General features: G+C 46.7%; 27 protein-coding genes. 12 read left to right on the top strand and 15 right to left on the bottom strand.

Annotated features, from left to right (window positions below; genetic code table 11):
- Positions 1–126 precede the first annotated feature (126 nt).
- Entirely contained in the window at positions 127–1,650 is a 1,524-nt protein-coding gene (locus tag R7E47_RS23175; protein ID WP_005383862.1) for a YifB family Mg chelatase-like AAA ATPase, read from the top strand.
- Positions 1,651–1,705: 55 nt separating this feature from the next.
- Here the strand turns inward: R7E47_RS23175 and R7E47_RS23170 are convergent, their stop codons facing one another.
- On the bottom strand, positions 1,706–2,662 hold the full coding sequence (locus R7E47_RS23170) for a DUF2860 domain-containing protein (RefSeq protein WP_005379034.1): 957 nt from the start codon (positions 2,660–2,662) through the stop codon (positions 1,706–1,708).
- Positions 2,663–2,811: 149 nt separating this feature from the next.
- On the opposite strand from R7E47_RS23170, the gene R7E47_RS23165 reads away from it, so the two are divergent.
- The gene (locus tag R7E47_RS23165) at positions 2,812–3,690 is read left to right on the top strand and encodes an acyltransferase (RefSeq protein WP_017821568.1); all 879 of its coding nucleotides are present in this window, start codon (positions 2,812–2,814) and stop codon (positions 3,688–3,690) included.
- Between the two features lie 46 nt (positions 3,691–3,736).
- Here the strand turns inward: R7E47_RS23165 and R7E47_RS23160 are convergent, their stop codons facing one another.
- The 5 genes from R7E47_RS23160 to R7E47_RS23140 form a co-directional block, all read right to left on the bottom strand.
- Complete coding sequence (locus tag R7E47_RS23160) at positions 3,737–4,339, bottom strand: thiol:disulfide interchange protein DsbA/DsbL (RefSeq protein ID WP_005379036.1); 603 nt, start codon at positions 4,337–4,339, stop codon at positions 3,737–3,739.
- Positions 4,340–4,373: 34 nt separating this feature from the next.
- Positions 4,374–5,360, bottom strand: a complete 987-nt coding sequence (locus tag R7E47_RS23155) for a serine/threonine protein kinase (protein ID WP_005379037.1) — start codon at positions 5,358–5,360, stop codon at positions 4,374–4,376.
- A 53-nt stretch (positions 5,361–5,413) separates the two neighbouring features.
- Positions 5,414–6,835, bottom strand: a complete 1,422-nt coding sequence (gene ccoG / locus R7E47_RS23150) for a cytochrome c oxidase accessory protein CcoG (RefSeq protein WP_033906581.1) — start codon at positions 6,833–6,835, stop codon at positions 5,414–5,416.
- Positions 6,836–7,142: 307 nt separating this feature from the next.
- Positions 7,143–7,409, bottom strand: coding sequence for a YihD family protein (locus R7E47_RS23145; RefSeq protein WP_033906580.1), 267 nt, complete (start codon positions 7,407–7,409; stop codon positions 7,143–7,145).
- Positions 7,410–7,575: 166 nt separating this feature from the next.
- Positions 7,576–7,743 (bottom strand): hypothetical protein, encoded by a 168-nt coding sequence (locus R7E47_RS23140; protein WP_005379043.1) that lies wholly within the window; start codon positions 7,741–7,743, stop codon positions 7,576–7,578.
- Positions 7,744–8,039: 296 nt separating this feature from the next.
- Here R7E47_RS23140 and R7E47_RS23135 point away from each other — a divergent pair, with 296 nt between their 5' ends.
- Positions 8,040–8,846, top strand: coding sequence for a sporulation protein (locus R7E47_RS23135; protein WP_005379045.1), 807 nt, complete (start codon positions 8,040–8,042; stop codon positions 8,844–8,846).
- Positions 8,847–8,916: 70 nt separating this feature from the next.
- A complete protein-coding gene (gene trhA / locus R7E47_RS23130; RefSeq protein ID WP_213870507.1) occupies positions 8,917–9,570 on the top strand; it encodes a PAQR family membrane homeostasis protein TrhA in 654 nt (217 codons plus the stop codon).
- A 33-nt stretch (positions 9,571–9,603) separates the two neighbouring features.
- Here the strand turns inward: trhA and R7E47_RS23125 are convergent, their stop codons facing one another.
- The 6 genes from R7E47_RS23125 to def all read right to left on the bottom strand — a co-directional run bounded on the left by R7E47_RS23125 (position 9,604) and on the right by def (position 15,973).
- The gene (locus tag R7E47_RS23125; protein WP_213870509.1) at positions 9,604–10,188 is read right to left on the bottom strand and encodes a DUF3157 family protein; all 585 of its coding nucleotides are present in this window, start codon (positions 10,186–10,188) and stop codon (positions 9,604–9,606) included.
- Between the two features lie 26 nt (positions 10,189–10,214).
- Positions 10,215–11,660: a TrkH family potassium uptake protein gene (locus R7E47_RS23120; RefSeq protein ID WP_017821575.1), complete on the bottom strand. Its 1,446-nt coding sequence runs from the start codon at positions 11,658–11,660 to the stop codon at positions 10,215–10,217.
- A 9-nt stretch (positions 11,661–11,669) separates the two neighbouring features.
- The gene (gene trkA, locus R7E47_RS23115) at positions 11,670–13,046 is read right to left on the bottom strand and encodes a Trk system potassium transporter TrkA (RefSeq protein ID WP_005379062.1); all 1,377 of its coding nucleotides are present in this window, start codon (positions 13,044–13,046) and stop codon (positions 11,670–11,672) included.
- A 63-nt stretch (positions 13,047–13,109) separates the two neighbouring features.
- On the bottom strand, positions 13,110–14,393 hold the full coding sequence (gene rsmB / locus R7E47_RS23110; protein WP_318085077.1) for a 16S rRNA (cytosine(967)-C(5))-methyltransferase RsmB: 1,284 nt from the start codon (positions 14,391–14,393) through the stop codon (positions 13,110–13,112).
- A gap of 80 nt (positions 14,394–14,473) precedes the next feature.
- Positions 14,474–15,421 carry a methionyl-tRNA formyltransferase gene (fmt, locus tag R7E47_RS23105; protein WP_318085076.1) on the bottom strand — a complete coding sequence of 316 codons (948 nt, stop codon included), beginning with the start codon at positions 15,419–15,421 and terminating at the stop codon, positions 14,474–14,476.
- A gap of 33 nt (positions 15,422–15,454) precedes the next feature.
- A complete protein-coding gene (gene def, locus R7E47_RS23100; RefSeq protein WP_005379068.1) occupies positions 15,455–15,973 on the bottom strand; it encodes a peptide deformylase in 519 nt (172 codons plus the stop codon).
- A gap of 138 nt (positions 15,974–16,111) precedes the next feature.
- On the opposite strand from def, the gene R7E47_RS23095 reads away from it, so the two are divergent.
- From R7E47_RS23095 to R7E47_RS23080, 4 genes are all read left to right on the top strand, one after another.
- Positions 16,112–17,206, top strand: a complete 1,095-nt coding sequence (locus tag R7E47_RS23095; protein ID WP_318085075.1) for a LysM peptidoglycan-binding domain-containing protein — start codon at positions 16,112–16,114, stop codon at positions 17,204–17,206.
- Positions 17,190–18,299 carry a DNA-processing protein DprA gene (dprA, locus tag R7E47_RS23090; protein ID WP_318085074.1) on the top strand — a complete coding sequence of 370 codons (1,110 nt, stop codon included), beginning with the start codon at positions 17,190–17,192 and terminating at the stop codon, positions 18,297–18,299. Before R7E47_RS23095 ends, dprA begins: the two co-directional genes overlap by 17 nt.
- Positions 18,300–18,301: 2 nt before the next feature.
- Positions 18,302–18,781 carry a DUF494 family protein gene (locus tag R7E47_RS23085; protein WP_005379074.1) on the top strand — a complete coding sequence of 160 codons (480 nt, stop codon included), beginning with the start codon at positions 18,302–18,304 and terminating at the stop codon, positions 18,779–18,781.
- Positions 18,782–18,857: 76 nt separating this feature from the next.
- On the top strand, positions 18,858–19,427 hold the full coding sequence (locus tag R7E47_RS23080) for a type I DNA topoisomerase (RefSeq protein WP_318085073.1): 570 nt from the start codon (positions 18,858–18,860) through the stop codon (positions 19,425–19,427).
- Between the two features lie 64 nt (positions 19,428–19,491).
- On the opposite strand, the gene R7E47_RS23075 is transcribed toward R7E47_RS23080, so the two are convergent.
- A complete protein-coding gene (locus R7E47_RS23075) occupies positions 19,492–20,625 on the bottom strand; it encodes a 5-(carboxyamino)imidazole ribonucleotide synthase (RefSeq protein ID WP_318085072.1) in 1,134 nt (377 codons plus the stop codon).
- A gap of 4 nt (positions 20,626–20,629) precedes the next feature.
- Complete coding sequence (gene purE / locus R7E47_RS23070) at positions 20,630–21,115, bottom strand: 5-(carboxyamino)imidazole ribonucleotide mutase (protein ID WP_005379082.1); 486 nt, start codon at positions 21,113–21,115, stop codon at positions 20,630–20,632.
- A 200-nt stretch (positions 21,116–21,315) separates the two neighbouring features.
- Here purE and R7E47_RS23065 point away from each other — a divergent pair, with 200 nt between their 5' ends.
- The 4 genes from R7E47_RS23065 (at position 21,316) to R7E47_RS23050 (ending at position 24,040) form a co-directional block, all read left to right on the top strand.
- Entirely contained in the window at positions 21,316–21,873 is a 558-nt protein-coding gene (locus R7E47_RS23065; RefSeq protein WP_005379084.1) for an L-threonylcarbamoyladenylate synthase, read from the top strand.
- A gap of 47 nt (positions 21,874–21,920) precedes the next feature.
- Positions 21,921–22,838: an oxygen-dependent coproporphyrinogen oxidase gene (hemF, locus tag R7E47_RS23060; protein ID WP_033906570.1), complete on the top strand. Its 918-nt coding sequence runs from the start codon at positions 21,921–21,923 to the stop codon at positions 22,836–22,838.
- A gap of 101 nt (positions 22,839–22,939) precedes the next feature.
- Positions 22,940–23,773, top strand: a complete 834-nt coding sequence (aroE, locus tag R7E47_RS23055) for a shikimate dehydrogenase (RefSeq protein WP_318085071.1) — start codon at positions 22,940–22,942, stop codon at positions 23,771–23,773.
- Positions 23,774–23,776: 3 nt separating this feature from the next.
- Positions 23,777–24,040: a DUF1488 domain-containing protein gene (locus R7E47_RS23050; protein WP_005379090.1), complete on the top strand. Its 264-nt coding sequence runs from the start codon at positions 23,777–23,779 to the stop codon at positions 24,038–24,040.
- Positions 24,041–24,047: 7 nt separating this feature from the next.
- Here the strand turns inward: R7E47_RS23050 and R7E47_RS23045 are convergent, their stop codons facing one another.
- On the bottom strand, positions 24,048–24,596 hold the full coding sequence (locus tag R7E47_RS23045; RefSeq protein ID WP_005379096.1) for a gamma carbonic anhydrase family protein: 549 nt from the start codon (positions 24,594–24,596) through the stop codon (positions 24,048–24,050).
- Positions 24,597–24,994: the final 398 nt, after the last annotated feature.

Raw genomic sequence — 24,994 nt, 5'->3', positions numbered from 1 at the left:
TTCCGCTGCATGACAAGCAAAAAGTCATTCTTTTTTCACATTAACTCTCAATTGGGACGCGGTATATAACATAACCAACTAGATAAAACATTTGTTTACAGAGTGTTCAAAAAAATTGAGGAACGTATGGGGCTGGCAATCATTCATAGTCGAGCAAGCGTCGGGGTGCAAGCGCCATCGGTTAGTGTAGAAGTTCATATCAGCAACGGCATGCCAGGGTTTACCTTAGTAGGCTTGCCAGAGACAACGGTAAAAGAGTCCAAAGATCGCGTACGCAGTGCGATCATTAATTCTAACTTTCAATTTCCTGCTAAGCGGATCACCGTGAACTTGGCTCCGGCAGATCTACCCAAGGAGGGAGGGCGTTTTGATCTTCCTATTGCATTGGGAATTTTGGCCGCTTCGGAGCAAATCGCGACAGATAAGCTCAAAAACTACGAATTTGTTGGTGAGTTAGCGTTATCTGGTGGTCTGAGACCTGTAAAAGGTGTGCTGCCTGCTGCGCTGGAAGCCAGTAAGATTCAACGTCATTTGGTCGTCCCACATGTGAATGGCGATCAGGCGGCGCTGGTGGGGAAGGAACAACATAAATCGGCCCAATCATTACTGGAAGTATGTGCCGAGCTTTGTGGTCAACATCGACTGAATCTTTTTCAAACGCCTAAGCGAAAAACGATCGAAAAACATGGTCGAGACTTACAAGATATTATTGGCCAACAACAAGGTAAGCGAGCACTGGAGATTGCTGCCGCTGGAAACCACAACTTACTTTTCCTTGGCCCGCCAGGTACTGGAAAAACGATGTTGGCTTCGCGTTTGTGTGACTTATTACCGGAAATGAGTGACGAAGAAGCAATGGAAACCGCTTCGGTGGCATCGTTGACTCAGAGTGAAATTAATGAGCATAACTGGAAGTCGCGTCCGTTTCGTTCTCCGCATCATTCAAGTTCAATGGCGGCATTAGTCGGCGGTGGTTCGGTACCCAGACCAGGGGAGATCTCTTTAGCCCACAACGGGTTATTGTTTCTCGATGAAATGCCCGAATTTGATCGTAAAGTTCTAGACTCGTTACGCGAACCGCTCGAATCTGGAGAGATCATTATCTCTCGAGCGCAAGGTAAAACACGCTTTCCGGCTCGTTTCCAATTAGTCGGAGCCTTGAACCCAAGCCCGACAGGATATTACGAAGGCAATCAAGCGCGCACCAATCCACAAGCTATTTTGCGCTACCTTGGTCGATTATCTGGACCACTGTTAGATCGCTTTGATATGTCTTTAGAAATCCCAGCTTTGCCCAAAGGGACATTAGCAGAAGGTGGTGATCGCGGTGAGCCGACTGCTATCGTAAAAGCGCGTGTGAGCCATGCGCGTAACAATATGCTAAACCGCAGTGGTAAGGTCAATGCACTGCTAGGTAGTCGAGAAATTGAGGCGTTTTGTCCCTTGCATAAGAGTGATGCTGAGTTTCTTGAAACCGCTTTGCATCGTTTAGGGCTCTCGATTCGTGCATATCATCGTATTATCAAAGTGGCGCGAACAATCGCCGATCTGGATGGGGCGGAGCAAATTGAACGAACGCACTTGGCCGAGGCGCTTGGGTATCGAGCGATGGACCGTTTGCTGAAACAGCTTACGGCGCAAGCGGTATAGACAGCAAAGTGTCATCGCAACAAGTGTTGTAAGCACCTTGTTGCGATGAAGGACGTTAGAAGGTGTAGTTGAGACCAAGCGACAATAGGTACTCTTTCTCCTCATAAAACGTGATATTCGAGTCAGTTTGGCTATAGCCGGCTAAAGAAATGAACGACCAGTCTTGCCAGTCAAATACGTTTTGATATTCGTAGGCCGCAAATAGGCTGATGGTGTCGTCATTTCGTGTTTTAGCAAAAGTTTGGCTAGCTGCTTGATAGTCTTTCCATGCATAACCCGCGGTGAGGGCCAATCGATGACGGTTGATAAATTTAAACCAGCTAATGTCAAATCCGTACGAATCAAATGACTCCGCCTTACCGTCGGCATCTTGATTGATGTAGGTGAAAGCGGGTTGCAACATAGATGTTTGGTTGAGTGGAATGCGATAGTCGCCTTTGACATAGTAAAGGTTAGCATCGCGAGCAAGTGAGCGGTCTGTCACTTCCTCCTGCTCGATGTCTTTATCAGCATAAGCAAGATCAAGGTTGAAGTTCTTATCAATCAACCCTTTGATCTGAAAGCGATACGCATTGCCGTCAACATCCGTCTCTTTACGTGCGGTTCCTACTTGATAAGGGTTGCGCCAAGTTTCGCCTTTGAGTACCGTCGGCAGATAGGAAACATCGAGCACGGTGCCAGATTGTAGCTCGTGTTGATAGCCCAACTGAAAAGCGAGTGTACCTACCGCGACATCTGAGCGTGTGGTACCGGCGTAAACTTGGTGGTTGAGTCGGCTACCAAAGGTGTATGTCACACTCCCTAGCGGTGCAGCGATAACGGAACTGTCACTATCGGCACGCTTATCGAGAGAATCGATGGTGTTACTATTTTCTGTATTGAAATTGGATTCTGATGATATGAATCCGGCATTCAGCGAAATTTCACCGCCAAAACCTGCGGTTTCAGCGAGTTGAGCCTGAGCAGAACTGACGACAAAGGCCAAAGGCAAGAGAAGTAGCCTTGGTTTCATTCGTTATCTCCTTGTTGTCGAATGAGTGGTGCACATATTGGTTGCGGTAACAAATCTGACCATTTCCACGCATGTTCCAATGTGGCAAAGGCGCAGTATAATTACACGCTGTTTTATTCTTCACACATTATCACTGTTGTTTGACTATCATGTTGGCATATTTGTTATTTTTTTTTAACGCTTCTTTTGTGATTCTCAATTCTGCGGTTTGTTCACTCGCAATTTGTGTTATCGCTGTATTTAAAATATTGCTTCCTGGCGTAAAGCTAAAAGCGATAGCGACCGTTTGTGCCAATAAGGTGATGTGGTTATGGGCTACCGTTAATGCGTGCATTCTGGCGGTATCTAACCGTGTTGAGTGGGATGTTCAGGGCGGTGAAGCGCTTAAAAAAGACGGGTGGTATCTGCTGATCAGTAATCATCTCAGTTGGACAGATATTGTTGTGCTTTGCTGCGTGTTTAAAGACCGTATTCCCATGCCGAAGTTTTTCCTCAAGCAACAACTGCTGTATGTGCCTTTCATCGGGATGGCGTGTTGGGCGCTCGACATGCCATTTATGCGTCGCTATTCGCGAGAGTATCTGATCCGCAATCCTCATAAGCGAGGTCAAGATTTAGAAACGACACGTCGCTCGTGCGCTAAATTCAAACACACTCCAACCACAGTGGTTAACTATGTCGAAGGAACCCGATTTACCGAAGAAAAGCAGCGTAAGAGTAAAGCAAACTATCAATATTTGCTGCAACCAAAATCGGGCGGGATTGCGTACACGTTAGCGGCGATGGGGGAACAGTTCGAGAGCATTATCGACGTTACGTTGGCGTACCCAGAAAATACGCATAAACCGTTCAAGGATTTATTGATGGGCCGCATGAGCAAGGTGGTTGTGCGTGTAAATGTGTTACCCGTTGATGAAAGAGTGCTTGGTGATTACTTCAACGATAAGCCCTATAAGCGGCAATTTCAACAATGGCTGAGTGATGTGTGGCAAGAAAAAGATCGGTTACTACAAGAGATTTACAAGTAAACAAAAGGGGAGCGACGTGCTCCCCTTTTGATTGATATCGATGTGCTTATTTTAGTGTCAGCAAGTAGTTCACCAGAGAGAAGTACTCATCCATCGTTTTGATGCTTTGTGCTTGAACTAGGTATTTGTTGTTAACGATAACCGCAGGAACGCCGGTTAGACCGCTGTTTTCAAATTGCTTGTCCATACGGCGAACCATTGAATCAACCGCGAAGCCTTTGAATGCAGAATCGAATTTTTTCGCATCTACACCTTCATCAAGGAAGATTTGACGAAGTTCTTCATCATTACGTGGTGCTTTCTTTAGATTGTGGATGCGGTTAAACATCACTGGCACCATTTTGTCTTCCACTTTTAATGCAACCATCGTTGCGTAGGCTTTGCTCATTGATGGGCCCATGTTGCCACCCATGAAAGAAACGTGGTTTTTTAATAGCTTAGTACCTTCTGGTAACTGCTTTTTCAGTTGCTGGATAACCGGTTCAAAGCTATTACAGTGCGGGCAGTAGAAAGAGAAAAACTCCGTCACAAGAGGTTTTTTTGATGCCTCAAGATCCAATACTTTGTAATGTTCACCTTCTTTGAATTGCGCTGCATGTGCCGACAGGCTTAACATCAGCATAGAAAACAGTGCGAACAGTTTTTTCATCGAAATATCTCCATTTTTGAATTTTTGGCCTGACTTACCACTGAGGCATTAAAGACAGCGGTGCTTCTTCTAAAGCGGCGATCTGCTCTTTAAATGCAAGGACCTGACCTTCCCAGTATTTTGGCTCATTAAACCATGGAAAAGCGAGAGGAAATGCAGGGTCATGCCAACGTTTTGCTAGCCATGCCATATAGTGCACCATTCGTAGACCGCGAAGTGGCTCGATTAGTTTCAATTCTGCAGGATTAAAGTCGCAAAACTCTTGGTAAGCCTCTAAAACAATATCCAACTGCATCAGTTTGTCTTGGCGTTCACCGTTCAATAGCATCCATAAGTCTTGTACTGCAGGGCCGTTACGAGCGTCATCCAAATCAACAAACATAGGGCCATCTCGCCACAAAATATTGCCTGGGTGGCAATCGCCATGCAAACGAATCATATTGAAGCCTTCTTGCCAGTGGCTTTCAATTGATTTGATCAGCATATCCAAGTCATTGAAGAAGCTGTTCTCCAAGTGCATTGGAATCATATTGGCGTTTTGCAGAATCTCTCTTGGTTGATACAGGTATTCTTGTAAGCCGATCGTAGGGCGATGTTGGAACGCTTGGCGGCTGCCGACTTTATGGATGCGGCCAAGGAAACGCCCTACACCTTCGAGCTGATCTAAATTGTCAACCTCGTATTGGCGACCACCCACGCTATCAAACAGCGCAAAAGCATAGCCTTGATAGTGATGCAGGGTTTCACCGTTGATGCGCACAGGTGGTGCGACGGGTATCTCATTGCCAATCAGCTCTAAAGTAAAGTCGTGCTCCTCTTGGATCTGTTCATTGCTCCAACGTTCAGGACGGTAAAACTTGACGACATAACGACGACGCTCTTCGTCAGTAAATTGATAAACACGGTTTTCGTAGCTATTGAGGGGAAGAAAGCCTGATTCTGCGCGAACGCCGATGCTTTCTAACGCGTACCACATAAAGTCTGGGGTAAGGGCGTCAAAGTTAAACATACTTTGGGACATATAAACAAAAAGGCTCATTACTGAGCCTTTTTCCGTTAGTCACTGAAGTAGCACTATAGTTTTTTAATAAAACGGCTTTCTACTTCAATGGTGAATTCGTTGCTCTTATCGGTGAGTATAAACTGAATTGTCGTAATCGCAGAGTTTAGCTTGTCAGGATCGGCACCAAGACTCATTGGCAGGTTTAATACCTCACCTGGCTGGACCTGAATTGTCTGCTTACCATACCAGCTTACATCGGATAGCCCTTCAACATCCAACGAGTACTCTTGCACTTGCTGAGTTTTGTTGATCACTTTGAGGGTGTAGGTGTTTTCTACTTCTCCCGAGCTATTAACGCGGAACAGTTGGTTACGGTCGCGAATAACACTCATGCCGGCTGGGTCTACCGCTGCAATTTGGGCAAAGAAAAGACCGACCATGACGAGTAGTACGGCACCATAGCCTAGCAGCTTCGGACGCATGACTTTGGTACTCTTACCCGATAAGCGATGTTCGGTGGTGTAACTAATTAGGCCTTTCTCGTAGCCCATGCGATCCATGGTGTTGTCACACGCATCAATACAGGCGCCACAGTTGATACATTCATACTGCAAGCCGTCACGAATATCGATACCTGTTGGGCACACCTGCACACACAAATCACAATCAATACAATCACCCAAACCAAGCTGCTTTGGATCGGCTTTACGCGGACGTGGGCCACGTTTTTCCCCACGTTTTGCATCGTAGCCAACGATGAAGGTGTCTTTATCAAACATGGCAGACTGGAAGCGCGCGTAAGGACACATGTGAATACACATGATGGAACGCATCCAACCAGCATTACCATAAGTACAAATGGCAAAGAACATTACCCAAAAGACGGGCCAGAAGTTGGCGTTAAAGGTGAAAAAGTCGATAACCAATTGCTTCATTGGCACGAAGTAGCCAACAAAAGTAAAACCAGTGGCGAGTGCAATGGCAAACCAAGCTATATGTTTGACGGTTTTACGCATCGCTAAATTCGCCGTCAGCTTATTGGAGTCTTGTTTGCGGCGTTTATTGGCACTACCTTCCAGCTTCTCTTCAAACCAGATATACATGAAGGTCCAGACGGTTTGTGGGCAGAGATAGCCACACCAAACCCGACCCAAGAAGGTGGTAATAAAGAACAACCCAAACGCCGCGATCACAAACAGCAAGGCGAGTAGGGTAAGATCTTGTGGGTACAGGGTGGTACCGAAAAAGTTGAACTGCTGGTTGCCAATATCAAGCAAGATCGCTTGACGTTCACCGTAAGGAATCCACGGTATCAAAGCGAAGAGAAGCAGTAAGAACCAACCACCGTAACGACGCAGTTTCTGGTAAGTCCCTTTGCTTTCGCGTACATAGATGCGATTACTTGGGTTGAACCGATCCCCGTTTCCTTTATGGGTTTTGGGATTATAGGTTTTAGGAGTCACATCTTTGATATCGATCTTGTCCTGACTCATGCACTCATCCTTCTTAGGCTTTTATAATGTACGGCGTCATTTCTATTGATGTCGCTCGATGACATTGCTGCTCGTTCCGTCATAAAGATGACCGAACATAATTATTTTAGTAAATACTGATGAACGGCGATTATACAATCAATAACAATTCCGTTTCTTTAACGCAGTCAATGTTTAACAACAAAAATCAGTACAGTTAACCTGATAATTGGCTGAACAGTTATAACCAATTGTGGGACTAAAAACTTTGGTTATAAAAAAGCGACTCACAGGAGAGTCGCTTAAAGAATACTGGCTGTTGAACTGGTTATTTGATGATGCCACGAGCGCGTAGGATCGCCGTTTTAAAATCGTCCTCTTGGTCTTTTTTGAGTCCAGGGATCATTTCATCTTTGCTGCTATTACGCATTTTAAGGTGGTAGATCAGTACATCGTCGGTCAGATCTTCTAGCTTTCCTTCATAGCCTGCTTCTTTTGCCAGCTTAACGATGAACTGCAATAGGTTCAGCTCTTGCTCTTTATGCCATTCAGGCTCTAGTAGCTCAAGCAGCTCTTCAATGCGATGACACTTCATTTCTTTCTCCACAGAATTTATAGGTGTAATTAGCAGTAAAGGTACCAAATTGCTTTGCGAAGACCAAATAGGAAAAACGATCTCTTTCACCGTGGTTTGTTCTAAGTCTTTGAAGCTTTATGAGTCTCGTGCAAAGAAAAAAGCGCAGCTGGCGCCGCGCTTTTGATTAAGCTGCTTTGATAACTTTGGCCGGAACACTCGACATCATTGCTGTCTTCTCAACCAATGTCATTGCTGGCGCAACTTGCTTTGCCTTTGGTGCAGTAGTAAAGCCACTGCGGCGGCGCATTGCACTAGTATTAGTGTGTGCGAACCTGACTGTTGTTGGGCGCATTAATTTACCTAACTGTCAGGCATATCCATTGCCGATGTAATGGCCTGAATCATTATGAGCTAGGCTCCAACAAGATTGAAGAATCACTCTTCTGGCTCTCGCCAATCCAGTTAATGAGTCAGGAATACCGATATGCATGCATATCAAGTGTAAGATTAGCATCCTTGTAAGAATTGGTCGATAGTTGAGCAATTGAATTGTTTAGATTTTGTCATTTTGTCGCGATGTTCGAGGCAATTTTTGTTTGATCCCACGATCAGCAGTAGTAGTATGAGATCTCGATGAAGGAGGTGCCTATGTCATTTTTGAAGAAGACACTTGCCAGTTTTGGGATTGGGAGCGCGAAGGTCGACTCAATCTTAAACCAAGACGTGCTATACCCAGGTCAAAGTGTGGATGTGTCGATCCATGTATATGGTGGTGCGACTGAACAAGCGATCGACAACATTGATTTAAAACTCTGTTGCCGCTACATCGCCGAAGCCCCTGATGACCGTGGTGCGCGAGAAGGACACAGCATGCGCCGAGTACCTCAAACTCATGTGCTTGCTAAGTGGAGTCTCCCTTACGCATTTACCATCCATTCCGGCGAAGAGCGTACCTTCGATGTTAAGCTCGATGTGCCTTGGAACACGCCTGTCACCATTGGTGATGCCAAAGTATGGTTAGAAACTGGCTTAGACGTTGCTGCTGCTTTGGATCCGACTGATAAAGACATCCTCACCGTCCGACCTGATCCACTGATGGATGCGGTACTATCTGCATTTGAAGCGCAAGGTTTACGAATTCGCCAGGTGGAATGCGAGGAAGTGAAAGGATTCGATCTACCATTTGTGCAAGAGTTTGAACTGGTGCCAACCGACGGACCTTACCACGGCGTGTGGCGCGAATTAGAATTTGTTGCCCACCGCAGTGAGCAAGAGCTCAAGTTGTGGTTTGAAGTTGACCGCACACGCAAGGGGCAAGGTGGCATGCTCGCGAGCTTACTGGGTAGTGGCAAACTCAAGCGAGAGCTGACCATTCCTGCCACGACTAAGCCAGATCAAGTTGGCGAACTGGTACTCAATTATCTCGATCAAACTACTGCCGTTCATGAGTCTTAATTTAAGCTTACACGTGTAAGCCTAATGTGCCATACTAGAGCAAATTTCAAACTCTAGTATAGGCGCATTGATGTCCGAGCTGCAGAAACCTCAATACAGTCAACGTGAAGAACTGGCCAATACCATCACCCACGGTATAGGGATGATTTTTGGTATTGTTGGCTTGATACTGCTGTTAGTTAAAGCCGTAGACCATCAAGCTGACACTTTAACGCTTACCAGTATGGCGATTTATGGTGCGAGTATTATCGTGCTATTTTTGGCCTCGACGCTCTATCATGCGATCCCTTATCCCAAAGCGAAACGTTGGCTAAAAACCTTCGACCACTGTGCTATTTATCTTTTGATAGCTGGCAGCTATACCCCTTTCTTGTTAGTCAGCTTAAGAACACCTCTAGCATTTGGGTTGATGATCGTTATTTGGAGCATTGCGTTGATCGGCATCATCATGAAAGTTGCGTTCGTCTATCGATTTAAAAAGCTTTCTTTGATGACGTATTTGGTGATGGGATGGTTATCGTTGATTGTGATTTATCAATTAGCTATTAACTTGGATGTCGGCGGACTTACACTGCTTGCTGCTGGTGGAATTGTGTATTCACTAGGGGTAATTTTCTACGTCGCGAAGCGCATTCCCTTTAACCATGCGATTTGGCACGGCTTTGTTTTGGCTGGCTGCGTGTGCCATTTCTTTGCGATTTATTACTTTGTTGAGCCTATCTAGCCGATAGGCTCAACAAAGAATATTAAACACGTATTAGCGAGTTTTTACCTCTAGCACTTTGGCAGAAAACTGGTATTGCTGTGATTGCGGTACAGCCAATTTAATGCTCTTACCTTGTTCCGCTTGCTGTGGTCGCAGGTAGGTATCCGCCATGCGCTTGATGGATTGCCAAACCGTCACGTTTTCTTTTGCCAGTTGCTGACCAGACATATCAAACACTTGCACCTCAACTTCCACTTGAATGACAGATTGAGAGCTTTGGTTAGTGATTGATGTAGGTAAAATAAGCTCACCGCTTTGATAGCTTGCTGAACCAATCAATACATCCACACCTGAATCTGATAGCTGCATGGTTGGCTTTTTGGCGTTTACCACCACGGTCGTGCCAACGGTTTTCGTTACCACTGGAATTGTCGCAATCGCAGGAGCTGCGATTGTTTCAACTACGCCTGCTGTTGTTTGTGTCTCCGTCGCTTGCTGCGCCGGTTTTTTCATGACGTATTCCCAGGTAAAGTCATCGTTCAACTTCACTTCTCGACCATCGGCTAAAGTGATGACCTCGGCGGCGTATGTGGATGAGGCGGCAAGTAGGGTCGCCAGAGTAATCCATGTTTTCATTGTTATACCTTTTAATTAGAGTCTGCTTAGCGGCGCCAAAACGCAGGAAAGAACAGTACAAGAATAGTCAGAATTTCCAAGCGGCCCATTAACATCCCAAAGCTTAAGAGCCATTTGGCAGTATCGGGCAGAGGCGCGAAGTTGCCTGTTGGGCCAATCACACTGCCCATACCAGGGCCAACATTGGCAACGGCGGTGATTGAGCCAGAAATACTGGTCACAGGGTCGAGGCCTAGTGCACTTAAACAACCCGCGATAAAGATAATAGTGATAAAAAACATCAAGCCAAATGCCACCACTGAGCGAACAATATCATCATTCACCGGTCGCTGGTTATAACGCTGTACAAACACTCCTGAAGGGTGAATCAACTTCATCATTTGTTTGTTTAGCAGCGTCATTGCAATTTGGAAGCGGAAGATTTTGATCCCGCCAGACGTTGAGCCTGAGCATGCCCCCGCCATCATTAAGAATGCGAAAAGAGTGGTGGGTAATGCGCCCCATGCGGTGAAGTCTTCTAAGCCAAAGCCAGTTGTGGTGACGACAGAGACAATATTAAACATCGACACTCGCAGGGCATCCAAAATGGTGTACCCATCTCGAATCACTAACCAAGCTGAAATCACTAAGCTTGAGAATACGAACAGGTACGCAAATCCTCTAACTTGAGCGTCGTTAACCAACACATCAATACGGCGTTTACGTAACGCGGCGATAAAGAGCAAAAACGGCAAACCACCTAAGAACATAAAGGTAGTGGCCACCCAATGTGCGCCATTAGAGAAGTGGTTCATTGACCCATCAGATGTAGAGTATCCACCCGTCGATAGCGTAGTAAAGGCATGGTTGATTGCTTCGAACAGGTTCATGCCGGTGATCAAGTAGCCCAAAATACATAGGCCCGTTAGCATCAAATAAACCGCTACGATGTTTTTGGCGACCGTTTTCGCTCTTGGACTACTTTTATCCGACCAATCTGATGATTCGGTTTGGAATAGCTTCATACCACCGACATTCAGCATAGGTAACACTGCTACCGCCATCACGATAAAACCAATGCCACCAAGCCATTGTAAAATAGAGCGCCACAGCAATATGCTCGGCGCCATGTTGTCTAGGCCACTGAGCACCGTTGAGCCCGTCGTGGTGATACCCGACATCGTTTCGAAGTAGGCGTCGGTGAAGCTGATGTGGTTGATAAACACAAATGGCAAGGCGGCAAACGCACTCGCGATGGTCCAAACCAAACTGGTGATGAGGAACATATCGCGTACGCTGAGTTTGAACTTGGCGGTTCGACCTATCGTTAGGCAGATGAAGGCGGCAAGGTGCGTGATCACAACGGCTTGGGCGAAATCGAGGAATCCCCCCGTACCGGTAAAGAAAGCGACCAAAGTCGGCACGTACATAAACAGGGCCAGTTTGGATAAAACCAGCCCGATAACAAACAGTACGGGACGTAAGTTGACCATAGGAAAATCCTAGAGGAAAAATGGACTCGGTTGGAATAGCGCTTCGACGTCTGATACGTATTTTTTGTTGACCAGGAACATCACCACATGATCATCCTGCTCGATGACCGTACGGTCGTGGGCAATAAGAACTTCTTCGCCACGAACGATAGCACCAATGGTGGTCCCAGGTGGAAGCTTTATATCTCCAATCGCACGTCCAACCACTTTAGATGTACTTTCATCACCGTGAGCGACGGCTTCAATCGCTTCCGCAGCGCCGCGGCGAAGTGAGGATACGTTTACGATATCAGCGCGACGAACGTGCGTTAGCAAGGCTGAAATAGTGGCTTGCTGAGGTGAGATTGCTACATCAATTACGCCGCCTTGTACCAGGTCTACATAAGCGCCACGTTGGATCAGCACCATCACTTTTTTAGCGCCCATGCGTTTTGCCAACATTGCAGACATGATGTTGGTTTCATCTTCGTTGGTCAGCGCGATGAAGACGTCGACTTGGTCGATGTTCTCTTCCGAGAGAAGCTCTTGGTCTGCCGCATCACCGCAGAACACGATGGTGTTTTCTAGTTGCTCAGAGAGCTTTTCTGCACGCTGGTAGTTACGCTCAATCAGCTTCACGCTGTAAGTTTGCTCTAGGCGTTTTGCCAAGCTTGCGCCGATGTTACCCCCGCCAACAATCATGATGCGGCGGTACGGTTTTTCTAGGCGCTGAAGCTCACTCATCACTGAGCGAATATGATTACTTGCTGCAACGAAGAACACTTCATCGTCGGCTTCAATAATCGTGGTGCCTTGTGGGCGAATCGGGCGACCCTGGCGGAAAATAGCTGCCACACGGGTATCAATGTGCGGCATGTGCTCACGCAAAGCAGACAACGCATTACCCACCAGCGGGCCACCATAGTAGGCTTTCACCGCCACTAGGCTGACTTTCTGTTCAGCAAAGCTCACCACTTGCAGCGCGCCCGGGTATTGGATCAGACGTTCGATGTAGCTCGTAACGAGTTCTTCTGGGGCGATAAGGTGATCGACAGGAATGGCGCCAGATTTAAACAGGGCTTCTTTTTCTGCCAAGTATTCTGGAGAGCGAATACGTGCAACGCGGTTTGGGGTATTGAATAGAGTGAACGCGACCTGACAGGCAGCCATGTTGGTTTCATCAGTGTTGGTTACTGCGACGAGCATATCGGCGTCTTGCGCGCCAGCTTCATGCAGCACGTCTGGGTGGCTCGCATGGCCATTGACCACACGCAGGTCGTATTTGTCCTGCAATTCACGCAGTCGGTCGGCATTATTGTCGACGATGGTGATGTCGTTGTTTTCACCCACTAGGTTTTCTGCCAGTGTGCCGCCAACCTGACCTGCACCAAGAATAATGATCTTCATACTCTTTTCTCGTATCTGAAAAAGGCGATTGAAATCACTTCAATCGCCCTATTTAGCATGCTGTTACGCGTGTGTTTTAGTTAGCACTGCGTAGTAGAAACCATCCATATCTTCTTCGCCTGGTAGAATTTGACGACCAGGCTGGTCGGGATCAGAATCCAGCAGTTGCGCATCCGCGGTACGTGCTAAAAACGCTTTTACTTGCTCCACGTTTTCTTGCGGTGTGATTGAACAAGTCGCGTAAACCATTGTGCCGCCGGGCTTCAGTTGCGTCCACATGGCATCAAAAATTTCACTTTGCAGCTCTGCTAATGCGGCGATGTCGTCTGCACGACGTAGCCATTTGATGTCTGGGTGACGACGAATCACGCCAGTCGCAGAACATGGGGCATCCAGCAAAATGCGATCAAATTGCTCGCCTTGCCACCATTCTTGTGGATTACGCGCATCACCGCAAACCACTTTTGCCTGAAGGTTGAGACGCTTCAGGTTTTCATGCACACGTTTCAAGCGTGTGTCGTCGCAGTCAATCGCGACCACTTCACTGCCTGACGTGCGCTCTAGAATGTGCGCCGTCTTGCCACCTGGCGCTGCACAGCAATCTAAAATCAGTTCGCCGTCTTGTGGTTTTAGGTAGTTGATCGAGAGCTGCGCCGCCGCATCTTGGACCGAAATCCAACCTTTTTCAAAACCAGGTAGCTTCATCACATCATATGGTGCGGCCAATTTTATGGCGTCCATTGCTTCTGTGTGTGGCGTGCTATCAATGTTTTCATTTTTGAGCAGCGCAAGGTATTCATCACGAGTGTGGTGTTGATGGTTCACACGCAGCCACATTGGTGCTTTTTGGTTGTTCGCTTCAACAATGCTTTCCCATTGCTGTGGGTAGGCCTCTTGCAGCAGTTTTAGTAACCAGCTTGGGTGACCGTACTTGCCAGCGTTGTTGCTGACGGCCATTTGGTCGAGTTCTTCTTGGTTGCGCTGGTAGTTACGCAATACAGCGTTAATCAAACCACGCAGACGAGGACCTTTCAGCTCTTTAGTGCCTTCAACCGTTTCACCAACTGCTGCGTGCGCAGGAATGCGCATGAAGCTCAGTTGGTAAATACCAACCAGAATTAGGTGATGGAATACACGTTGTTTGCCTTTGAGGGGCTTATCCATCAACTGGTTTGCGATCATTTCTAGGCGAGGGAGGTAACGTAGCGCACCGTAACAGATCTCTTGTAACAGAGCGTGGTCACGAGGTCGTACCGTTTGTTGAGCCGCTGGAAGAGCGCTTGAAAGTGAGTGGCCCTTGTCGACGACAAGATACAGGACGTTAGCAGCCGCAGCGCGAACATTCATGATGAGTACCTTAAAGTAAAGGAGGGCATCTCTGCCCTCTAAAAGTTCGTATTATTGGGGATGATAACCCCTAGTATGGCTTAAACCAGCAGAGAGCCAACTTCAAACCAAGCCGCACGCGAATTCAGAATATCCTGAACTGACATGGCTTTTTTGCCAGGAACTTGCAGTTGCTCTAGCACCAGTACGCCGTTGCCTGTCGCAACATAAATACCGGTTTTATCTGCTTGTACGATGGTGCCGGCTGGCTTGTCACTGGTTTGCTCTGCCACACGGCTTTGCCATACTTTGATGCTGTTTTCTGCCGCCTCAAAGTGGCTCATTGGCCATGGGTTAAATGCACGAACGCAGCGCTCAATGTGCGCCGCATCGTCGTTCCAGTTGATGCGTGCTTCTTCTTTGCTGAGTTTTTTCGCATAGTTCGCTAGCTCATCGTCTTGCTTCACTGGCACTGCTTTACCCGCAGCAATGTCTGCTAGGCAGTCAATCAGAGCTTCTGGACCAAGCTCAGCCAATTTTTCATACATTGAAGCGCTGGTATCTGTCGCTTCGATTGGCAGAGTTGCAATCTTCAGCATATCACCAGTGTCGAGACCGATGTCCATCTGCATGATGGTCACGCCAGTTTCTGCATCGCCCGCCCAAATAGAGCGTTGGATTGGAGCCGCACCACGCCAACGAGGTAAGATAGAACCATGTACGTTGATACAACCAAGTTTAGGGGTATCAAGAACCGCTTGTGGCAGCAGCATACCGTACGCCACGACAACCATGAGGTCGGCGTTCAGATCGGCAAGTTCTTGTTTCGCTTCGTCGGACTTAAAGCTTTTAGGTTGGTAAACCGGGATATTGTGTTCTAGCGCCAGTTGTTTTACCGGTGGCGCAGCCAATTTTTTGCCACGACCCGCTGGACGATCTGGGTTTGTGTAAACCGCGATGACTTCATGCTCCGAAGACAACAACGCCGCCAAGTGACGGGCGGCGAAATCCGGAGTACCTGCAAAGACAATTCGTAAAGACTGACTCAAGGTAGACTTCCTTCTAATTGGTATGGTTCGAGATTAAGCGTTTTGCTGCTTCTCGTTAAAGCGTTTGATTTTTGCTAGCTTGTCCTGAATGCGTTTGCGTTTCAGTGGTGATAGGTAATCCACGAATAGCTTACCTTGTAGGTGATCAAGCTCGTGTTGAACACAAATCGCTAGCAGGTCGTCGGCTTCAAAGGTGAACTCTTTGCCATCACGATCCAGTGCTTTAACGGTAACTTCTGCAGCGCGAGGCACAAGTGCGCGTGCACCTGGTACCGACAGACAGCCTTCTTCGATGCCATCTTCGCCACGCTTTTCCAGAATCTCAGGGTTGATTAGCACCATCGGCTCATCGCGAGTTTCTGAAATATCAATCACTACGATACGTTTGTGGATATCAACCTGCGTTGCAGCAAGGCCAATACCTTCTTCGTCGTACATGGTTTCAATCATGTCATCGACGATTTTTTGAATCTCAGGTGTCACCGCTTCAACAGGCTTTGCGACTGTGCGCAGGCGATCATCCGGGAATGTTAATACTTGTAATACAGACATATTCACTCGAAATATTGAACTGTGCCGAAACAGCACAAACCTTGTTGGCTCAATTCTAGACATTTTATAGCCTAAATGACAGCATCCTTGCACCAATTTCCATTCTGGTTCCTGCTTAATAGACCAAGGACGAGGGTCATGAATCGAATTTTCCGCAACGTTGCCAGTGTTACGTTGCCGTTACTTTTCTCTTTCAACGCTGTAGCAAATGTGGATGCGAACCCACTGACTGTTAAAGATGACGCGCCACAAACATATGTAGTTGTGAAGGGCGATACGCTATGGGATATTTCGGCCATGTACTTGGATAGCCCGTGGTTGTGGCCTCGTTTATGGCAAGTAAACCCGGAAATCGATAACCCTCATTTAATTTATCCCGGAGACAAGCTGTCTTTGGTGTGGATTAACGGTCAGCCCGTGTTGAGCCTAAAACCGGTTAAGAAGCTGAGCCCGAAAGCTCGCATCACAGAAAAGAAAGCCGTACCAACGGTCGCGGAAGGTTTGGTGATGCCTTACCTTAAATCGGATCGGTTGCTAGATAAAGATTCGTTGAACAGAGCAGCAAAAGTGATGGGTAGCAGCAAGGGCAGTAAGTATCTGACTGCAGAAGATGTGCTGTATATCAATGGCAATCAGACCGCGACAGGTTGGGCTATTTACCGACCAGTAGCTACCTTTTCGCGTGACGATGTGTCGGAAGAGATTACCGCGCTGCGTTTGATTGCCAAAGGCGATCTCGTTGAAGCTTCGAGTGATTATTCAGGTTTGAAGCTTACATCGCAAATGCAAGAAATCCTACGTAACGATATCGCGTTGCCAAATCAATCGGTTGAGAATACTGACTTCACGACTACGTTCTATCCGCTGCCGTCGCCACAAGGCAGTTCTGCAAAGTTGCTAGGTAATATCGAAGGTATTCGCTTTAGTTCAACTAACCAAGTCGTGGTGATTGATAAAGGCACGTCAGATAATCTCAAGCAAGGCAGTGTGTTTGATTTAAAAGAAGACGCGCACCCAGTTTACAAAGACGGCGATGAGTTCAAGAAAGAGTTTGGCGTGCTTGATAAGAAAATCACTTTGCCTCAAAGCAAAGTTGGTGAGTTGCTGGTCATTCGTCCTTATGAGTACTTTAGCTTGGCACTGATCACTAACAGTACGAAACCCATTAACCAAGATATTTCGGTGGTGTCACCGTTGGCGGACGAATTAACCATCGATGAATCGACGAAATAACGATGATCTCGCTGCCTGGTTAAAACTGAGTTGTTTACCAGGCATTGGCGGCGTCAAAATGAATAAGCTACTGGCAAGAGACACGCCACGTAACATCGTAAACTTCTCTCCTGAACAGCTACAACAACTTGGGTTAACAACTAAGCAAATTCAAGCTTGGGCTTCAACAGATAAAGAAGTCGATGCTTGTTTAAGCTGGCTTGAGGCTTCTACAAACCATCATATCCTGACACTGACTGACCCGCGTTATCCACCTCAACTCAAACAAATCGTTGCACCGCCACCTTTACTTTTTGTTCAAGGAAACCCTACTTGTCTCTCTCAGCCACAAATCGCGATGGTTGGCAGTCGAAATGCGAGTATTGATGGATTACAGCATGCACGTCAGTTTGCTGCAGAGTTTGTTCAGCACGATTTTATTGTCACCAGTGGTCTCGCTTTAGGCATTGATGGTCATGCGCATGATGGTGCGTTGCAAGCGGGTGGTAAGACGATTGCGGTGCTAGGATCTGGCTTAGAAAATATTTATCCGGCACGTCATCGTGGTTTAGCGCAACGTGTTATTGAACATGGGGTCTTGGTGTCTGAGTTTCGGCCTAATGCCAAGCCGCGTCCAGAAAACTTCCCGCGTCGTAATCGTATTATTAGTGGATTATCGCTTGGTGTACTGGTCGTCGAGGCGGCGAAAAAGAGCGGCTCGTTAATTACAGCTCGTTACGCGCTTGAGCAAGGTCGAGAAGTATTTGCGCTGCCAGCGTCAATCAATGCCCCCAATGCCTGCGGTGGAAACCAGTTGATACGTCATGGCGCTTGCCTCGTAGAAAAGACGAAAGATGTCTTAGATGAAATACAGTCCTTGCTTGATTGGTCTATTAATCAGAGTACTGATTTATTTTCTACGTTAAATGATGAAGAAGAATTGCCATTTCCTCAGCTGTTAGCTAACGTAGGAAGTGAAGCTACACCGGTTGATATTCTTGCAAACAGGACCAATATACCTGTCCAAGAAGTCATGATGCAGCTCTTAGAGTTAGAACTCTCTGGGCATGTCGTTGCGGTTTCAGGTGGCTATATTCGAAAGGGGAGGGGCTAGCTATGATGATGGATATACTGATGTATCTATTCGAAACCTACATCCATAGCGATGCAGAGTTACAGGTCGAACAAGACGAGTTGGAAGAAGAGTTGCTTCGTGCAGGCTTCCAACAAAAAGATATCTACAAAGCCCTTGTCTGGTTAGAAGAGCTTGCCGCATTGCAGCAAAGTGACACCTCTTCTGCAATCTCGACTTGCATGGCTTCGTCATCAACTCGTATCTACACAGCGAAAGAGATGCAGCGTTTAGATTTGGAATGCCGAGGGTTTCTATTGTTTCTCGAGCAAATCAATGTGTTAACCACAGAAACTCGCGAAATGGTGATTGACCGAGTGATGGGATTAGAAACGAGTGAGTTTGAGCTTGAAGATCTCAAATGGATCATTCTGATGGTGCTGTTTAATGTGCCTGGCAACGAAAACGCTTACACGCTAATGGAAGAGCTGTTGTACACCAAGGAACAAGGGATTCTTCACTAACCATCTGGGCAAGTTCGAGTTTAACTAGAATAAACGCGAGCTTGTCTTTTTGTGTGTTTTTCACGAAACGGTAAGTATGAGTAGTAAAATCGACAACACCCTTTTCTCTGCCCATGAACACGCTTTGGAGCACGAGCCGTGTCCAAAATGTGGTGGTGAGCTGACTCTCAAGCACGGAAAACATGGCCCATTCCTCGGCTGTAACCATTACCCAAGCTGTGATTACATTAAACCGCTACACAGCAATGATGGTCACATCGTGAAAGAGTTGGGTGTGCCTTGTCCTGAGTGTGGCAATGAGTTGGTTCTCCGCCAAGGGCGCTACGGTATGTTCGTCGGTTGTAGTAACTACCCGGCTTGTCATCATATTGAGTCGATTAATCAACCAGAGCCAGAGGCGCAGTCACAAGAGCAACACGCTTGCCCTGAATGTGGCAAAGGACATTTGGTTGGGCGTAAAACCCGATTTGGAAAAACATTCTACGCGTGTGATAACTATCCGAAGTGCAAGTTTGCGGTTAACTTGCCGCCTGTAAGAGGCCGCTGCGAGGAATGTGGATTTACCTTGTTGGTAGCAAAGAAACTTGCCAGCGGGGTTAAACTGCAATGCGCGAGTCGTAAGTGCCAGCATACCCAATCACAATAACTTTCAGTACGAATTAAAAAGGGTCGCATCATGCGACCCTTTTGCTATTTATTCTGCTGCTTTTCTAGGCTTGCCACTGCTTGGCAAATTCATGCACAGCAGGGAAAGTCTGTTCATCCAAAACATCTGCTAATGCACAAAGTTTGCGATTAAGTTCTCCAGTGTAGTCACCACAGACGTTGATGTGGCCCATCTTGCGACCCGCACGTTTTTCTTTGCCGTACCAATGAATGTGGCAACCATCCATCGCTAGCAATGCTTCTGGTAGTGTATCTTCACCAAGAATATTAATCATCGAGGTTTCACGAACCAACTTAGTGCTACCCAAAGGCATGCCACACACGGCGCGTAGGTGGTTCTCAAACTGACAGGTTTCTGCACCCTGTTGAGTCCAGTGACCAGAGTTGTGTACGCGTGGTGCGATTTCATTAACTAGCAAAGTACCGTCAACATCGAAGAACTCCAGCGCTAGCACACCAACGTAATTCAAGCTGTTGGCAACGGCCGTGAACATCTGTTTTGCTTGCTCTTGCAACTCTGGTGCATCAATCGCAGTAGAAAGACTCAATACACCGTTGGTGTGAACATTCTCTGCCAGAGGGTACACTTCCACACTGCCATCTTTGCTTCGAGCACCAACCAGTGATACTTCGCGGTTAAAAGGAACAAACTCTTCAGCAACAATCGCTTGAGTTGGTGTTGCCGCGATGCACTCTGCCATCTCAGTCCAAATGTCGTCGACTTGAGAAGCTTCTTTTAAGCGCCATTGGCCTTTACCATCGTAACCACCTAATGCACTTTTCAGAACCATTGGCATACCAACGTGTTCAATTGCGCGCTCAAAGTCTTCACGAGTTTCAATGACGTAGTATTTCGCGTTGCGCACGCCAGCATCATCAAGCAGTGCTTTTTCAATACGGCGATCACCACCTGCTTTGATGGCTTGCGTACTTGGTAGAAACTTGCCGCTCGCTTCGCAAACCTTGAGCACGTCATGTGGAATATGCTCGAACTCGGCAGTAATCACATCAACTTGCGTAATCGCATTTTCCAAGCCATGGCCAAGTACCTGTTGAGTTAAAGGGTGAACGACATCACCGCTGCTGATATCGTAAGCTGAAATTTGAATATTCAGTGGCGCACCAGCCAGAGACATCATACGAGCCAACTGACCCGCACCAAGAACCAGTACATGCATCTGATTAATCCTCTGCAGGGTTTGGATTTGCGAGAACTGTTTCCGTTTGCTCATTACGGAATGCCTCTACCTTCGCCATGATGTTTTCATCATGAGTGCCTAGGATTTGCGCTGCTAGGATACCGGCGTTTGCTGCGCCCGCTTCGCCAATCGCCAATGTACCAACCGCAATTCCTTTTGGCATCTGTACAATAGAAAGCAGTGAATCCATACCTTTCAGTGCACGAGACTGAACGGGAACCCCAAGCACTGGCAAACTAGTAAACGCCGCCGCCATACCTGGTAGGTGGGCTGCACCACCTGCGCCTGCGATGATAACTTTGATGCCGCGTTCTTTTGCGCCACTGGCGTAGTCAGCCAGTAATTGAGGAGTTCGGTGTGCTGACACGACTTTTGTTTCGTAAGGCACGCCAAATTGGTCTAGCATGTCCGCTGCTAATTTCATGGTTGGCCAATCGGATTTAGAACCCATGATGATACCGACTTTCATCTCAAACTCCTTTAAGCTGCAAAAAATTAGGTGAGCTATAAATTTGTGCGCATTATACGGGGATTTTTATCTCAAGCAAACGTTTGCGTCCAGTTGTTGGCGCTATTGATACATTTTATAAAAAAATTGCTTTAGTGTCTGAGAATGAATATTTGTACACTTAGTGAAAACAACACAGTCAAACAAATAGGAAGTAATCGGTGGATAACTTTGAACAAGTGCTCAACGCACTCAAGCAAGGCGAAGTGATTGCCTATCCAACAGAAGGGGTTTTTGGTGTCGGATGTGATCCAGATAACCCAGAAGCAATTCAAAAGCTATTAGAGCTCAAGCAGCGTCCGGTAGAAAAAGGGCTGATTCTCATCGCGGCAAGTTACGATCAGCTCTTGCCTTATATTGATGAATCTCAGTTGACTGAAGAACAATTACAGACTGTTCATGCCACTTGGCCAGGCCCATACACTTGGATCATGCCAGCGAGCGATAAAGTATCCAACTGGGTTTCAGGGCAGTTTGATTCAATTGCGGTTCGTGTGACTGATCATCCTTTGGTGCAAAAAATGTGTAATGCATTCGGAAAGCCGTTAACCTCTACCAGCGCGAATCTTTCCGGCTTACCACCATGTATGACCACGGAAGAAGTCGAAGAGCAGTTGGGTGATAAGCTGGTCGCCATTCTTCGTGGCGAGACCAGCGGTCGTGATAAACCCAGCGAGATTCGTGACGCCAAAACTTCACAAATATTAAGACAGGGTTAACCCTGCTAGCCAGCCATCATTAGGTTTCACGTAATAGGTAATAACGTATGTCAGCGATCGATAAGCACGCCGTAAAGCAGTTCTTGATGTCACTTCAGGACTCCATTTGTCAGCAGTTAGAACAAGAAGATGGAAAGGCCGTCTTTGTCGAAGATGCATGGCAACGTGAAAAAGGAGAGCGTCTGGGTGGCGGTGGTCGCTCACGTGTTTTGCGTGATGGCCTTGTTTTCGAGCAGGGAGGCGTAAACTTCTCTCATGTGGAAGGGAAAGAAATGCCAGCATCAGCGACAGCGCATCGCCCAGAGCTAGCGGGTCGTCGTTTTGAAGCGATGGGTGTTTCTTTGGTTATTCACCCTAAAAACCCTTATGTACCGACTTCACACGCCAATGTCCGCTTCTTTATTGCAGAAAAAGATGGCGAAGACCCAATTTGGTGGTTTGGTGGTGGTTTTGACCTAACGCCGTTCTACCCATTTGAAGAAGATTGCCAATCATGGCACGACACTGCAAAACTGCTTTGTGCGCCATTTGGTGACGATGTTTACCAAGAGCATAAAGCATGGTGTGACAAATACTTCTTCCTACCACATCGTAATGAAACTCGCGGTGTTGGCGGTTTGTTCTTTGATGATCTAAACCAGTGGGAATTTGATAAGTGTTTTGCTTACATCAAAGCAGTGGGTGAAGGCTATTGCCAGGCTTACTTGCCGATCGTTTCTCGTCGTAAAGAGTTCAAGTATGGTGAGCGTGAGCGTGAATTCCAACTATATCGTCGCGGCCGTTACGTAGAGTTCAACTTAGTGTATGACCGTGGCACCTTATTTGGTTTACAAAGTGGTGGGCGTACTGAGTCGATTCTGATGTCAATGCCGCCGCTCGCTCGCTGGGAGTACTGCTACGAGCCAGAAGCGGGATCGCCAGAAGCTGAACTTTACGAGCGATACCTAACGCCACGAGAGTGGTAAGCACGGAATCTCCTTTTCTATATAGATAGATAGTGATAGGGTCATCTGTAATCAGGTGGCCCTGTTTTCTCTATATCTAAGTAAGGAACAAAGGTAAGGAAATGACCCAGCAAATCGATCGCTATGCCGTGTTTGGTAATCCTATCGGACACAGTAAGTCGCCATTCATTCACACCTTGTTTGCTCGTCAAACTAATCAATCTTTGGTGTACACCGCAGAAAGTGCACCTGTTGATGGTTTTATTGACGCGGCGAAGGTGTTTTTTGCTGAAGGTGGCAAGGGGTGTAACATCACTATGCCATTTAAAGAAGATGCTTATCAATTTGCTAGTCGATTGACAGAACGGGCTCAGTTAGCAGGCGCGGTAAATACCCTCAAGAAGTTAGACGATGGTGAAATCATCGGTGACAACACTGATGGTGCAGGTTTAGTGCAAGATCTGCTTCAGCATCAGGTTGTATTGGAAGGCGCGCGAATCCTAATTATTGGCGCTGGTGGTGCCGCTCGTGGTGTTATTAAGCCACTACTTGATCAAAAGCCGACCTCTTTAACCATTACCAACCGTACCTTTAGTAAAGCACAGGAGCTTGCAGAGCTGTTTGTCTCTCACGGTCCTATCGTCGGCAAAGAGATGGAAAGTATTGATGAAGAGTATGATGTCATCATTAACTCCACATCCGCTTCTCTTAGTGGTGAACTGCCTGCAATCTCTTCCTCTATCTTTGCCGCCAACAGCACAAGTTATGACATGATTTATGGAAAAGGGGTGACGAGCTTTAACTTATGGGCAAGAGAAAATGGTGCCGCTCATGCGTATGACGGTCTTGGAATGCTAGTTGGGCAGGCTGCAGAAAGCTTTATGCTCTGGCGTGGCTTACGTCCTGGTGCCAAACAAATTCTCAGAGAACTAAGAAAGAGCCTTGAAGGTCAATAAGCGATGAATCAATCCATCTTATTCCCAGATATTCAATCATGGGATGAAGTATCACAATCGGTAAACTTTTCGGCGCAACAATCAGGCGCACTAATAGAGTGCTTTGTGACGAAACAAAAGTTAGAAAAGCTCAGTGGTTCACTGATTGAAACTGAGCAAGCGGCAATTAAAGTGTTTACTGATTACCGATTCGACCTAGAAGAAATGGCTGAAGAGCTAATAGAAGATGAAGCCTTCAACGAAGAAGGCCATATCATCATCGGTTAACAGGGTTTTAGTTCAAGTCTTTTACTTCATTTAAGTAGTCGTTTTTGTTCTGCACATAGTTGTTGGCAGACTTTTGCAAGAAAGCTCGTTCTTTTTCTGATAGAGGGCGAGCTTGTTTTACTGGGCTTCCAACATATAAGTAGCCACTTTCTAATACTTTCCCAGGTGGCACTAAACTGCCTGCTCCGATCATCACCTCTGACTCAATTACAACAGCATCTAAAACAATAGCTCCCATACCAACCAAAACACGATCGTGGATCTCACAACCGTGCAGCATCACTTTGTGGCCAATCGTAACGTCATTACCAATAATCAATGGGTAGCCGTTTGGGTTTTCGGCGTTCTTATGGGTGACATGCAAAACACTGCCATCTTGAATATTCGTTCGATCACCAATGTGAATGTGGTTTACATCACCTCGCGCTGCTACCAGTGGCCAAATGCTAGAATCATCGCCAATTCGGATATCACCGACTAAAACAGAGGTTGGGTCAACGTAAACACGCTCACCAAGTTCAGGCTTTATACCTTTGTAGCTTCTCATTGAGCTCATCTTTTTTCCTTATTCAGGGCGATTACAGGGTGTATGGAGGTAGAATAGTAGTGAAAACTCGCCTTTTAGAATAAAAAACACCCAAACGATAAAAAAATCAAAAAAAACGAGAAAAAGGGCTTGCCAATGTGATCGCAATCTCTATAATGCCACCTCGCTGACACGGCAACGCTTCGAAGCTTAAGTTTCGAAAGTAAGAAGCCAAGTTAGCAAGCCAAATTAGCCAAGCGGAAACGCTTGAAGAAAGTTTGAAAAAAGTGATTGACACTAAACTTTAACTCGCTAAAATGGCCGTCCTGTTTTGAGCAAAGCTCAACAGGAAAGCTCTTTAACAATATAGACCTATCAATCTGTGTGGGCACTCGTTGATGATAATCCAAATAGTTTCTTCGGAAACA

The sequence above is a fragment of the Vibrio sp. Vb1026 genome, from assembly GCF_033338745.1.
Taxonomy (GTDB): Bacteria; Pseudomonadota; Gammaproteobacteria; order Enterobacterales; family Vibrionaceae; genus Vibrio; species Vibrio alginolyticus.
Note: the sequence above shows the minus strand (reverse complement) of the source record. Positions and strands in the feature narration are given on the sequence as shown.